The sequence below is a fragment of the Thermococcus prieurii genome (genome assembly GCF_054657655.1).
Window position 1 is genome coordinate 709,720 of sequence record NZ_BAAHYH010000002.1, and the last position, 13,033, is coordinate 722,752.

A 13,033-nucleotide genomic window follows, 5' to 3' on the forward strand; every position below is an offset into this window, starting at 1 on the left:
TCACCACCCCATGAACGCCATTGCAAGGATACCGAGTCCGATGAAGAATATCTTAACGTTAACCTTCACAACATGGTCTATGCGGAGCCTTGCGTTGGTCGCCTCAAGGGCTGCTATTATTGGATAGAACGCTATCGTCAAGAGTATCTGGACTATGAACAGGCCAACTGAGGTTATGACGTCGTTTATGGGCCTCATGACCGGGTAGGTTATCAGGCTAACGAAGAACCATAGCAGGGCGAAGCGCTTGATGTATATCGCGTAGTAGAAGACCCCGAGTAGCCTTCCGCTGTACTCGCTGAGGGGTCCGCCAATGACCTCCTGCTCGGCCTCGGCGATGTCGAAGGGAACGAAGCCGCTCTCCACGTAGAGCGCGTAGGCGAGTATTATGATGGCGAGTATGAGCGACGGAGTGAGGTGGAGGTTGTTGAATATAGTGGCTATGTTAAGGGAACCCGCGTTGTACGCGAGGACGCCGTAGACCACCGCGAGGATTGGCTCAACGGTGAGGAGGAGTTGCATTTCTCTCGCCGAACCGAGGTGGCTGAAGGCACTCTGAACACTGAAGCCCCCGAGCATTATGAAGACGCTGACCATCACTATGACGTAGAAGAACACTATCAGGTTGTAGCCGTAGTTTATCGGGACGTAGCCGCCGTAGGGTAGCAGCAGGGCCGCGGTTATTGCAGATGCCAGGGCGAGGTACGGGGCTATCCTGAAGACGGTGCTCTTGGTCGGGATGACAGAGGGAATGGCGAAGAGCTTCTTGAGGTCGTACCATGTCTGACTGAGCGGAGGACCGCGCCTGTACTGGAGTCTCGCCTTGACCCTTCTCGCTATTCCGTCCAAATATGGAGGAAGCAACAGGAAGAGGATAACGCCCGCGATTTTGAAGGCCCAGCCAACGTATTCGTTCATCTTCATCACCTCACAGCCAGACTATGATTCCCACGATTATGGCCACAACAATTATTGCCAGTGCTATGAACGTCCCAAGCCTGAGACCTGGAAGAACGTCCCTGACTATCCTGAACAGTCTGACCACTGGCCTGAAGGTTTCCTCGTCGAGGTACATAACCTCAAGCGAGTAGAGGTCGCTGACCTTCTCTATCTTCGTGTACGGGGTGTCTACTATCTTCACGAAGTAGCTCGCAACCCAGAGGTAGGCCTTGACGATGTGGTTTATTATGCTCTTTCCGAAGGAGTACGCCCAGTCCGTGAAGGCGTAGAAGTGCCCTATCTTCTCCTCGTATTTGAGGTAGTAGTCCTCGGCGAGCACTTTGTATTCGTCCTCGTTTATGCTCGTGGCACCGCAATCCCATGGCCTTGCCGTTGGACCCTTGAGTGGCTTGAAGTATGCGTAGACTATGAAGAATACGATGCCAAGGAGGATTATGAAGACTATTGGCAGGAACGTGACCGAGTTGAAGCCTATCTTGTAGACGTTGTGGGTAACTGGAGCAGTTAATCCGTGGTTGACGGTAGCGACGCCGTCGTTGAGGAACTTAACGACCGTGAAGGGGAATATTCCTATGAAGAGCGTCAGTGCCGCGAGTATCCACTCGCCGAGCTGCATGACGGCCGGAACCTCTTTAACGTGCTCGTAGCGCTTCATCTCGCCGCCGAACTGGGCCGTGTAGAACTTGATGAACGAAGCCAGTGTGGCCGCGCTGATGAAGGCCGCCATGACCGCTCCAAACGCGAGGAAGTAGTTGCCAGACTGGAAGCCGGCCACGTAAATCAGCCACTTGCTTATGAAGCCGTTGAATGGTGGTATTCCGCTTATTGCCATCGAAGCGAAGAACGTCGCAAGGGCAGTGCTCTTCATGAGCGGTCCAAGGCCACCCAGCTCGTTCAGCTCAACGGTTCCAGTTGCGTACTCGACCGCACCAGCCTCAAGGAAGAGGGCACCCTTGAAGATTGCGTGGTTTATCGCGTGGAAGAGGCCCGCGAACATTCCAAGGGCACCGATAGCGGCGAGGGTCCCCCCATGAGGTATGAGAACCATGCCTATTCCAATGCCGAGCCAGATGTAGCCCATCTGACCTACGCTGTGGTATGCCAGCAACCTCTTGGAGTTCGTTTCCCTGAGGGCGTAGAGGGTTCCCACTGTAAGGGTTGCTATTCCAAGTCCGGCAACGATGTAGCCGAGGAGTGTGTTGTAGCCGGCCATGCCCCAGTCAAAGCGGAGAAGTCCGTAGACCGCGGTCTTTATCATTATACCACTGAGGAGCGCTGAGACGTTGCTCGGAGCGGCAGGGTGAGCGTCTGGAAGCCAGTAGTGGAGCGGAACTATACCGGCTTTAGTCATGAACACGATGAGGAACAGGCCGTAGAACAGCCCCCTCTGAAGGGGTGAGGCCGTTGCGAGGGCCTGCTGAATAGCCGAATAGCTGAGGTTGTGAATACTACCCGTCAAAACGCTCGCAAGGCCGAGGAGCAGGAACAGTGGAATGGTGTCGAAGAAGTGCATGGTTATGTAGTACTTGAAGCTCGCGTCGAGGTCCTTCTTCTCCTCCTTCCAGAATATCAGCACGAACGAGCTGAGGGTCATGAGCTCCCAAGAGAACACGAACCACTCGAGGTTGCTGACCGTAACGACGAGGGCCATCGAGCCTATGAAAGTGTTGTAGGCCACCGCATAGACCCAGCCCTTGCCCCTCTTCTCATGGTGGTCCATGTAGCCTATTGCGAATATTGCCGAGCCAAGGCTCACTATGCCCACTATGAACAGGAATATCGCGGAGAGTCCGTCTATGTGAACGGGAAGGCCGAAGACACTGCCGCTGACCGGGCCGTTGGTGTAGACGTAGTACACTTGGTAGAGCAGGGCCAGTGCTCCGAGGAACGCCATGAAGCTTGAGGCCTTAGTGGTGGCTCTATAATCCCTAAGGATACCCGCAAAGGCACCAATGATAAAGGCAATTATCGCGTATTCCAACGGCAGCATAATATCACCCCGCTATGAATCCTATTTTGCTGACGATACTCAGGGTCACCCATGGCGAAACGGTGCCGGCTATTATCAGCACAAGCATTGCGAAGTACATGAGCTTTGTTGGACTAACGGAGGGCTGCGGTGAAATCTCTGAGCCAAAGAATATCCTCCTAAACCACACCATCACAACGACGAGGAGTATCGCCGCCTCGAAGAGTATCAGTACTGGCAGGAGCCAAGAAAACACACCCGGGGCATGAGCGTTCGTCATTGTCTCGTATGCCTTACTGAAGAACATCCCCATAGGCAGAACCCCCGCCAGACCGAACATCGCCAAGAACCAGCTAACGCTTACTGCAGGCAGGCTTTTTGCAAAGCCTTTTATCCTTGCCATGTTGGTTGTTCCAAGGGAGTATCCCATTGCTCCCGCCGTGAGAAACGCCAGCGACTTGATGAAGGCATGGTTGATGACCTGATATGTCGCCACTTGGAGCCCTATGGAACTACCGTAAGCAGCGTAAGCCAAGGTCATGAAGCCAATGGCTGCCTGTCCTATTGTTGAGTAAGCTATGAGGGTCTTGAGATCACTCTGAATCGGGTAGTAAAACATCATCAGAACAACCATGAAGACTGAGAAAATTGCCAGTATGTAGAACAGCCCCTCGTACTTCCCGCCAAACTGTATGAACCTGAGCATGAGGAGTATTCCAAGTGAGACGACTGAAACGCTGTGGATTAACGCAGAGACTGGGACTGGACCCTTCGTGGACTTCGGAAGCCAGGAGTAAAAGAAGAACTGTGAGCTCATTGCAAATGCCGCAAAGGCTATGAGCACTAAGGCGGTGTGTTTGGCGGATTCACTTACCGAACCGAGCTTGTAGAGCGCCTGTCCGCTTCCGAGTACAAAGAAAGATATTATCATTAGGACTACCGCTAGGTTCAAGACGAGGTATGCTTTGAGGGAGTCGAGCGATGCGTTTCCGTAGGTATTTATCAGGTCGTCAAGGGCAAGGGCGATTATCTCAAGGAACACTATGAACTGGATGAGATTTGTTCCGTAGATGAAGACCATCGTAGAAGCAACGAGAACTCCAAGAAGGGCGAAGAATTTCCCTTTACCCTCTTTAAAGGGATTTGCTGAGTGCTTTTCGCTCATGTAGTCAATGGCATACAAGCTTACAAGGAAGGCCACTACCATGGTCACGAGGCCCATCAGTACCGAGACCTCATCGACAATAATACCGAAGATTTCCCCGGCGTTTCCGTAGGTTATGTAAGCAACGTGAAGCGTCTTGCCCAAGTCGTTCGTCAGATACTGGTAGGCTCCCCAGGCGTTGAACGCTAGAGAGATTCCAAAAATTACTGCCGCAAAGACCCCTGTACCCCTACTCTCGCTCTTCCAAACCACAAGTAGCACAAAGGGGAGGAACATTGAGACCAGGAACGGAACATAGTACACTCCCATCACCTCTCGTTTTTAACCCTTGGTTTCCTTCGCAAAAAATAATGTCAGAGGACGATGTAGGCCTTTTCTCCCTCCCCCTTCTCGGCGGAGCTCTTCAAGTTGGCCACTATCTTTCCTTCCCTGTTCCAAAGCACCTCGTTCATGTCGCCGTAGAGCAGGGCTTCCGTTGGACAGGCCGAGACACACGCTGGAAGCTTTCCTTCCGCCCTTCTGTCGGAACAGAGGTCGCACTTGTCCATAATCTTGTTTTCCTCGTCGAGCTTTGGAATTCCAAATGGACAGGCAACAGCACACATGAGACAACCGATGCACTTGAGCGGGTCGAATGCTACCGCGCCGTCCTCGTCCCTGAAGAGCGCTCCAGTTGGACAGACGTTTTCGCATGGAGCCTTTTCACAGTGGCGGCAGTTGAAGGGGACGGTGAAGAGGTCGGGGAACTCGAAGACCCTTATCCTTGCCTCGCCGTGCGTCATTTCACAGGCCACTTCACAGGCCTTACAGCCAATACAGCGCTTATAGTCGAGGAAAATCTTCTTGCTCATTCCAACCACCTCACTCCTCCACCTTCCTAATCCTGGCCGCGACGGCCTTGAGCTCGGCCATCTTGGTCTTCTCGTGGATGGTCTCAAGGGTCAGAACGTTGATGTTCCAGTGGTTCGGCATCGCGATAACGCCCTCCCTGACGTGGTCGGTAACCTCGGCCCTGACGAGAACGCTTCCGCGCCTGGTCTCGACCTTGACGAGGTCCCCGTTCCTTATGCCGTACTTCTCGGCGTCCTTCGGGTTAATCATGACGTACTCCTCTGGCCAGCGCTTCTCAAGGCTCGGACTCTCGAAGGACATGGTTCCCGTGTGCCAGTGGCCGACGAACCTGAAGTTGGTAAGCCAGAGCGGATACTCTTCATCGGGTATCTCCGGCGGCTCGCGCCAGCCAACGGGCTGAAGGTGGGCCTTACCATCGGCCGTCTTGAAGCCCTTCTTGAAGAGGACCTTCGTTCCCTCGCCGGGCTCGGTGCACGGGAAGAAGCATCCCTCGGGGTGCTCCGCGAGATATTCCGGAGTTGCGCCCTTGAAGAGTGGAATGACGCTGTTTATCTCCCTGAGAATCTCATCCGGGTGCTCGTACTTGAAGTACTCGCCGAGACCGAGCTCCTTGGCGAGCTCAACGAGAATGAGCCAGTCGGGCTTGGCCTCCCCAGGTGGATTAGCGGCCTTGTAGCTCCTCTGGACCCTTCTCTCGGCGCTTATTGCAGTTCCGGTCTTCTCAAACCAGGCCGCGGCCGGGAGAACTATGTCAGCGTATTTAGCCGTCTCGGTGAGGAATATGTCTTGCACAACCAGGAAGTCGAGCTTCTTGAGCTGTTCCCTGACCCACCTGCTGTTCGGGGCCGACTTGGCGATGTTGCCGCCGACGATGTACATCATCCTAATCTTGTTGCCCATCTCGCGTATCATGTTGGTAAGGTCAAGGCCGACCCAGTCAGGTATCTTGAAGCCCCAGAGCCTCTCGACTTCAGCCCTCGCGGCCTCGTCGGTGACGAGCTTGCCGGTCGGGAGCTTGTTCGGAGCGATGCCGGTCATTGCGGCACAGAACCCGCACTGGGCACCTGGAAAGACACCGCTCCAGACGCCTTCTTTGCCTATGTTGCCGGTGATGGCCACGAGGTCAGCGAGGGCCACCGCCATCTCAAAACCGTTGACGTGCTGGTTCATGCCCTCGTTAACGAAGAGGGCAGTTCTCTTGGTGGCGAAGAGCCTCGCAACCTTCCTTATGTCCTCTGCGGGAACGCCGCTTATCTTCTCGGCCCACTCGGGGGTGTAGTCCTTAACGGCTTCCTTGAGCTCCTCGAAGCCGGTCGTCCTCTCGTTGACGAACTCCTTGTCGTAGAGTTCCTCGCTTATGACGACGTTGAGCATGGCCAGGGCTATCGCGAGGTCGGTTCCGGGGTAGGGCTTGAGGTGCATGCTCGCGTACTTGTGGCCCCTCGTCGCGCGCGGGTCGATGACGACCAGCTCGGCGCCGTTGTCGAGGACGGCCTTCTCAATGTACTGACCGAAGAAAACAGGTGCAGTCTCAGCGGGGTTGTGGCCCCAAATCAGAATAAACTCGGCTTTGGCAACGTCCTCAAATGGATTGGTCGCGGCCGAGCTACCAAAGACAGCAGTTCTCGCGGGGCTGTTGGAGTACTGACAGTACCTTCCCGGGAAGTCGAGGTGGTTGGTCCCTATCGCCTTCGACAGCTTGTGGACGAGGTAGTTCTCCTCGAAGGTTATCTTCTCGCTAGCGAGGAATGCTATAGCCTCGGGACCGTAGGTTTCCTTGATTTCCTTAATCTTCTCGGCGATTATCTTGTAAGCTTCGCTCCAGCTTATCTCCTCGAACTTTCCTTCTCCCTTCTCACCAACGCGCTTGAGGGGCTTCTTGAGTCTTCTGGGGCTGTTAATGAACTGGTAGGAGGCAACGCCCTTCGGGCAGAGCTTTCCGCGGTTGACGGTGGGGTGGTCGTAGTCGAATTCAATCTTCCTGATGTAGCCGTTCACGCTGACCGCGTAAAAGCGACAGCCGACTGAACACCAGGGACACACTACGGGCACGAGTTTCTCGGCCATGGCTATCACCCTTCTAATGACTGACCAGTCATTTAGGCTCGTCGTCAAAACCTTAAATAGTTTTCTGATATGATGGAAAACAAAAGAATTTTACCAATAAAGAAACGTTAAACAGAATCACACGCTCGCGGAGAGGCGGAGGTGGTTCAACACCACCTTAACAATCCTCCTCAGGTAGTGCTCCCCGGAGAGACCTATGCACTCCTTGGCGTGAAGGTAGTGCATGAGGGACGCTATGAAGACCTGAAACGCTATGAGGGCATCCTCAAAACCAACCTTGACGTATGCAGTAATCCTCCTCGCACCTTCTCTCAAAAGCTCCGAACAGGACTGACGGTAGATTTCATCTATGCTCTTCATCCTCTCGCGAACGGAGAGCATGTGGAAGAAAATCTCCGCGCGGTAGCTCTCGGAGTAGAACTCGAGGAACTCCTTCCCAAGCTGGAGGAGGTAGCTCTCCAGGGTTGGGAACGAGACCGTTATGTATGGGTCGTTGAGGGAGGGCATGGCCATTATGGGCATTACCTCAAAGGCGAGCTCCTTTATGAGGTCGTCTTTGCTCTTGAAGTAGAGGTAGAAAGTGCCCTTAGCAACTCCAGCCTTGGCGACTATCTCGTCTACCGTGGTCTTATCGAAACCCTTTTTCGCGAAGAGTTCCATTGCAGACGACACGAGTTTCTCACGGGTTTTACCTGGGGACTTCGTAGCCATGCCCACCACTTCTGACCATTCGGTCACTTAACGTTATGGACAATTATGTGCAGGAGGAGAATTTAAACTTTCCGCCGGGGAGGATGGAAAAAGAGGCGCTCAAAGAACCGAACTGAGAATGGCCTCGTCAACCTCCGAAACTTTCTTGAGAATCTCGGCAAGCTCGCCCGGGACCATCCCTGCAAAGGCACCCATGTTCATACCGTAAACGTAAACCCCATCGGGGTTGTCTGCAACCGCCAGACGGCACGGCATAAAGGCAGAAATCCAGCGGTTCTCGGGCTTTTCAAGGGCCTTCTTTGCGAACTCCTTGTTGCAGAGCTCGATGATGTAAACCCTAACACCGACTTTCTTCTCCATATCGTGCTCGGCAACAACGCTCCATCCAATCTCCTCGACCTTTGCCTTAATCTTCTCTATGGTTTCCTCGTAGGAGTACTTGCTCTTTCCGGCGTTAATCATCTGCCCCATGTCCATCCGAATCACCTGACTGACTGGTCAGGAAAAGGTCTATAAATCGTTTTCTATCACCTTTGGTTGATAACCATGGCCCTGATGCTCGCGGGGAGGGTCCTCGAGGTAAGGAACGGGAGGGCAATAGTCGACGTTGACGGCCAGCTCAAGGAGGCGAGGCTGGACTTCGTAAAGGACGTGAAACCCGGGGACTACGTGAAGATTTACTACGGCATAGTTCTTGAGAAGGTCAGCAGGAGCGAGGCCGAAGAGACCCTCGCGAGGTGCTCATACCACCGCTCAAGAAAGCTCGAGCTGACCTTCACGGTTTCAAACCGGAGGTTTTAGAAAGGCTAAATAACCGCTGGGACAACCCGAGGTAGGTGAAGCTCATGTGTCTGGCGACCGTTGCGAAGGTTTTGGAGGTTGACAGGGAGAAGGGAACCGCGTGGGTGGACTTCGGAGGCGTCAAGAGAGAGGCCAGGATTGATTTGATGCCCGACGTCAAGCCCGGCGAGTACGTGCTGATTCACACCGGCTTCATAATCGAAAAGGTCGATGAAGAAACCGCGAAGGAAATACTCAACGCCTGGGACGAGGTCTTCAAGCTCGAAAAGGACGCGATAGGTGGCTACTACTACCCGGGTGATTGAAATGGGAACGCTGGATAAATTCAGGGACAGGGAGCTCGCTCAGAAGATAGTGAAGAAAATCCACGAGGAGGCGAAGGGCCTCGACGAGGTCCGCTTCATGCACGTCTGCGGAACCCACGAGGACACCGTAACGAGAACCGGAATCCGCTCGCTTCTCCCGGAGAACGTCAAGATACTCAGCGGGCCGGGCTGTCCGGTCTGCATTACGCCGGTCGAGGACATCGTTAAAATGATGGAGATAATGCGCCAGGCCTACGAAGAAGGTGACAGGATAATCATGACGACATTCGGCGACATGTACAAGATTCCGACGCCGAGGGGGAGCTTCGCCGATTTGAAGAGCGAGGGCTACGACATCAGGGTCGTTTACTCAATCTACGACACCTACCGCATAGCCAAGGAGAACCCCGACAGGACGGTGGTCCATTTCTCACCGGGCTTCGAGACGACCACGGCTCCGGCCGCGGGAATGCTCAACGTCGTTGCCCAGGAGGAGCTGGAGAACTTCAAGATTTACTCGGTTCATAGGCTCACGCCACCGGCGGTTGAGGTTCTCATAAAGCAGGGGACGCGCTTCCACGGACTCATCGACCCGGGTCACGTCTCGGTCATAATAGGCGTCAAGGGCTGGGAGCCGATAACCGAGAAGTACGGCGTCCCGCAGGTTGTGGCAGGATTCGAGCCTATCGACATGCTCCTCGCGATACTCTACCTCGTCAGGATGGTGAAGGCCGGCGAGGCGAAGATAATCAACGAGTACACCCGCTCCGTTAAATACGAGGGCAACGTCGTTGCCCAGCAGCTGATAGACAAGTTCTTCGAGGTCAAGGACGCGAGGTGGCGCGCCCTTGGTGTAATGCCCAAGAGCGGTCTCGAACTGAGGAAGGAGTGGAAGGAGCTCGAGATAAGGACCTACTACGACCCCGAAGTCCCGAAGCTCCCCGACCTCGAGAAGGGCTGTCTCTGCGGGGCAATCCTCAGGGGACTGGCTTTGCCACCGCAGTGCCCGCACTTCGGAAAGACCTGCACGCCGAGGCACCCGATAGGGCCGTGCATGGTGTCCTACGAGGGAACGTGCTCGATATTCTACAAGTACGGGGCGTTGTTTTAGTGAGGCATAAATACAATGAGAACCAAAACTAAAGCGGTGGGAGCATGGAGGAGGTAAAGGCCGTTTACCACAAAGGCGTCCTCGTTCCACTCGAAAAGGTTCACCTTCGTGAAGGAGAGGAGGTAACCGTGGTCATCAAGAAGAAGGCCCCTCGAAAATACTTCGGGATGTTCAGAAAGGAGGACGTTGAAAAAGTCATAGAGGAGATTGAGAATGAAGGCGTTCTATGACAGCAACGTCTTCCTTAAATTTTTAGGCGGTGACAGGGAAGCGGGAAAACTCATCGACTCAGTTTTTGAAGGAACAGTTGAAGGGGTTATCAACTGGGTTGTTTTGTCAGAAGTTACCTTTGGTTACCTGAAACTCGCAACAAACCTCAGGCCGTATGACTTAAAGAGAAAGCTCTCAAAAATCGACGTCGATTTAAATCCAGTACGTGAGTTGTTGGAGCCGTTCAGAGTTCTGGAAGCCAGCTATACACCTGATGAGCTTTTCAGCACTATAAGAGCGTTTGGACTCCTCCCAAACGATGCACTGATAGCGTTAACGTGCCAGAGGGAAAAGATTCCGCTCGTCAGCTTTGACTCCGATTTCGACAGCGTACCTGACTTAAGGAGGATAACGAATTTCAAAGAATTACTCGGTGGGTAGAACACCAAAGGTTCAAAACTCCACTCTCGTTTTCAACTTTTGGTTTTGGAAACCTATAAAGGCTCCAAATACCGAGAAAAACCGGTGGGTGGGCATGAAGGCTTACCGTATTCACGTTCAGGGCATCGTTCAGGCCGTTGGATTCAGGCCGTTCATCTACCGGATAGCGCACGAGCACAACCTGAGGGGCTACGTCAAGAACCTCAGCGATGCCGGAGTCGAGATAGTCGTAGAAGGAAGGGAAGAGGACATAGAGGCCTTCATAGAGGACATCTACCGGAAAAAACCCCCTCTCGCGAGGGTTGACAGGCTCGAGAAGAAGGAAATCCCGCCCCAGGGCTTCGACCGCTTCTACATCGAGAAGAGCTCGAAGGGCGGAAGCGGTGGGGACTCGATAATCCCACCCGACATAGCCATCTGCGAGGACTGCCTGAGAGAGCTCTTTGACCCGACGAACAAGCGCTACATGTACCCCTTCATCGTCTGCACCAACTGCGGGCCGAGGTTCACAATCATCGAGGATTTACCCTACGACAGAGAAAATACCACGATGAAGGAATTTCCGATGTGCGACTTCTGCGAGAGCGAGTACAAAGACCCCCTGAACAGGCGCTACCACGCCGAGCCCGTCTGCTGTCCCGTCTGCGGGCCGAGCTACAGGCTCTACACGAGCGACGGCGAGGAAATCACTGGAGACCCGCTGAGGAAGGCGGCGGAGCTGATTGATAAGGGCTACATAGTGGCCATCAAGGGAATCGGCGGAATCCACCTGGCGTGCGATGCGACAAGGGAAGACGTCGTTGCCGAGCTGAGGAGGAGAACCTTCAGGCCCCAGAAGCCCTTCGCGATAATGGCTGACTCACTTGAGACGGTCAAGAGCTTCGCCTACGTGAGTAAAGAAGAAGAGGAGGAGCTGACATCCTACAGGAGGCCCATCGTGACGCTCCGCAAGAGAGAACCCTTCCCCCTGCCCGAGAACCTCGCGCCGGGGCTTCACACAATCGGCGTCATGCTCCCCTACGCGGGAACGCACTACATACTCTTCCACTGGAGCAAAACGAAGGTCTACGTGATGACTTCAGCCAACTACCCGGGAATGCCAATGGTCAAGGACAATGATAGGGCCTTCGAGGAGCTGAAGGAGGTAGCTGACTACCTGCTTCTCCACAACAGGAAGATACTCAACAGAGCTGATGACAGCGTGATTCGCTTCGTCGACGGAAGGAGGGCCGTTATTAGGCGCTCCCGCGGTTTTGTGCCCCTCCCGATAGAGATTCCCTTCAACTATCGCGGTCTGGCGGTCGGTGCGGAGCTGATGAACGCCTTTGGAGTTGCTAAAAACGGAAAGGTTTATCCGAGCCAGTACATCGGCAACACCGGAAAGGTTGAGGTTCTCGAGTTCATGAGGGAAGCGATAGAGCACTTCAAGAGAATCCTAAGGGTTAAGGAGTTCGATTTAATCGTCGCCGACCTCCACCCGACCTACAACACGACGAAGCTCGCCATGGAGCTTGCGAACGAACTGAACGTCGAGCTACTCCAGGTTCAGCACCACTACGCTCACATAGCGAGTGTCTTAGCTGAGAAGAACCTTGAGAGTGCCGTGGGAATAGCGGTTGACGGCGTCGGTTACGGAACCGACGGCCACACGTGGGGCGGTGAGGTGCTCTACCTCGGCTACGAGGACGTGGAGAGATTGGCTCATATAGACTACTACCCGCTTCCCGGCGGAGACCTGGCGAGCTACTACCCGCTCAGGGCCCTGATGGGAATCCTGAGCAAAGTTTACAGCGTCGAGGAGCTTGAAGGGGTCATAAGGAAGTGCTGTCCGAAAGCCGTGGAGAGCCTGAAGTACGGCGAGGTGGAGTTCTCAGTCGCTTTGAACCAGCTCGCCAAGGGGATAAACCTCGCCTACGCCTCGTCAACCGGAAGGGTTCTCGACGCCCTGTCGGTTCTGCTCAACGTAGCATACAGAAGGCACTACGAGGGCGAACCGGCGATGAAGCTCGAGAGCTTCGCGATGAAGGGCAAGAACGACCTCAAGTTCGAGGTGCCCGTGGAAGGAGAACTCCTCAAGGTCGAGGAGCTGTTCGTGCAGGCGCTGGACGTCCTCGAAAAGGCCTCGCCGGCGGACATAGCTTACTCGGTTCATTTAGCACTCGCGAGGGCCTTTGCAGGGGTTGCCATCGAGAAGGCCAGGGAGTTCGGCGTGAAGGACGTCGTGATGAGCGGTGGTGTCGCTTACAACGAGCTGATAGTCAAAACGGTTAGGAAGGCTGTTGAGGCGTCGGGCCTTAAGTTCCACGTTACAACGGAGGTCCCGCGCGGGGACAACGGGATAAACGTCGGCCAGGCCTTCCTCGGCGGGCTCTACCTTGAGGGCTACCTGACGAAGGAGGATTTGATGCTGTGAAGGTTTAAGTGGAAAGACGGAAATTTAT

At 54.3% G+C, this 13,033-nt stretch carries 13 protein-coding genes; 6 read left to right on the forward strand and 7 right to left on the reverse strand.

Features of this window, described 5'->3' with window-relative positions; translation table 11 throughout:
• The 7 genes from ACYQ04_RS07160 to ACYQ04_RS07190 all read right to left on the reverse strand — a co-directional run bounded on the left by ACYQ04_RS07160 (nt 1) and on the right by ACYQ04_RS07190 (nt 8,201).
• Complete coding sequence (locus tag ACYQ04_RS07160) at nt 1-924, reverse strand: respiratory chain complex I subunit 1 family protein (protein WP_460128431.1); 924 nt, start codon at nt 922-924, stop codon at nt 1-3.
• Nucleotides 925-928: 4 nt separating this feature from the next.
• The gene (locus ACYQ04_RS07165) at nt 929-2,950 is read right to left on the reverse strand and encodes a proton-conducting transporter transmembrane domain-containing protein (RefSeq protein WP_460128433.1); all 2,022 of its coding nucleotides are present in this window, start codon (nt 2,948-2,950) and stop codon (nt 929-931) included.
• Between the two features lie 4 nt (nt 2,951-2,954).
• The gene (locus ACYQ04_RS07170; protein WP_460128435.1) at nt 2,955-4,238 is read right to left on the reverse strand and encodes a proton-conducting transporter transmembrane domain-containing protein; all 1,284 of its coding nucleotides are present in this window, start codon (nt 4,236-4,238) and stop codon (nt 2,955-2,957) included.
• A gap of 209 nt (nt 4,239-4,447) precedes the next feature.
• Nucleotides 4,448-4,945: a 4Fe-4S dicluster domain-containing protein gene (locus ACYQ04_RS07175; RefSeq protein ID WP_042688855.1), complete on the reverse strand. Its 498-nt coding sequence runs from the start codon at nt 4,943-4,945 to the stop codon at nt 4,448-4,450.
• A gap of 10 nt (nt 4,946-4,955) precedes the next feature.
• Nucleotides 4,956-7,013: a formate dehydrogenase subunit alpha gene (gene fdhF / locus ACYQ04_RS07180; RefSeq protein ID WP_460128437.1), complete on the reverse strand. Its 2,058-nt coding sequence runs from the start codon at nt 7,011-7,013 to the stop codon at nt 4,956-4,958.
• A gap of 117 nt (nt 7,014-7,130) precedes the next feature.
• Nucleotides 7,131-7,724, reverse strand: coding sequence for a TetR/AcrR family transcriptional regulator (locus ACYQ04_RS07185; protein WP_460128440.1), 594 nt, complete (start codon nt 7,722-7,724; stop codon nt 7,131-7,133).
• A gap of 99 nt (nt 7,725-7,823) precedes the next feature.
• On the reverse strand, nt 7,824-8,201 hold the full coding sequence (locus tag ACYQ04_RS07190; RefSeq protein ID WP_460130033.1) for a DUF302 domain-containing protein: 378 nt from the start codon (nt 8,199-8,201) through the stop codon (nt 7,824-7,826).
• A 69-nt stretch (nt 8,202-8,270) separates the two neighbouring features.
• Between ACYQ04_RS07190 and ACYQ04_RS07195 the strand changes: the two genes are divergently transcribed.
• From ACYQ04_RS07195 to hypF, 6 genes are all read left to right on the forward strand, one after another.
• Nucleotides 8,271-8,525 (forward strand): HypC/HybG/HupF family hydrogenase formation chaperone, encoded by a 255-nt coding sequence (locus tag ACYQ04_RS07195; RefSeq protein WP_099210036.1) that lies wholly within the window; start codon nt 8,271-8,273, stop codon nt 8,523-8,525.
• A 44-nt stretch (nt 8,526-8,569) separates the two neighbouring features.
• Nucleotides 8,570-8,830: a HypC/HybG/HupF family hydrogenase formation chaperone gene (locus ACYQ04_RS07200; RefSeq protein ID WP_460130036.1), complete on the forward strand. Its 261-nt coding sequence runs from the start codon at nt 8,570-8,572 to the stop codon at nt 8,828-8,830.
• 1 nt (nt 8,831) lies between these two features.
• A complete protein-coding gene (gene hypD / locus ACYQ04_RS07205) occupies nt 8,832-9,941 on the forward strand; it encodes a hydrogenase formation protein HypD (RefSeq protein ID WP_460128442.1) in 1,110 nt (369 codons plus the stop codon).
• A 44-nt stretch (nt 9,942-9,985) separates the two neighbouring features.
• The gene (locus tag ACYQ04_RS07210; protein WP_285519122.1) at nt 9,986-10,171 is read left to right on the forward strand and encodes an antitoxin family protein; all 186 of its coding nucleotides are present in this window, start codon (nt 9,986-9,988) and stop codon (nt 10,169-10,171) included.
• Nucleotides 10,155-10,592, forward strand: coding sequence for a PIN domain-containing protein (locus ACYQ04_RS07215; RefSeq protein WP_460128444.1), 438 nt, complete (start codon nt 10,155-10,157; stop codon nt 10,590-10,592). Before ACYQ04_RS07210 ends, ACYQ04_RS07215 begins: the two co-directional genes overlap by 17 nt.
• 94 nt (nt 10,593-10,686) lie before the next feature.
• Nucleotides 10,687-13,005, forward strand: a complete 2,319-nt coding sequence (gene hypF / locus ACYQ04_RS07220; protein ID WP_460128446.1) for a carbamoyltransferase HypF — start codon at nt 10,687-10,689, stop codon at nt 13,003-13,005.
• Nucleotides 13,006-13,033: the final 28 nt, after the last annotated feature.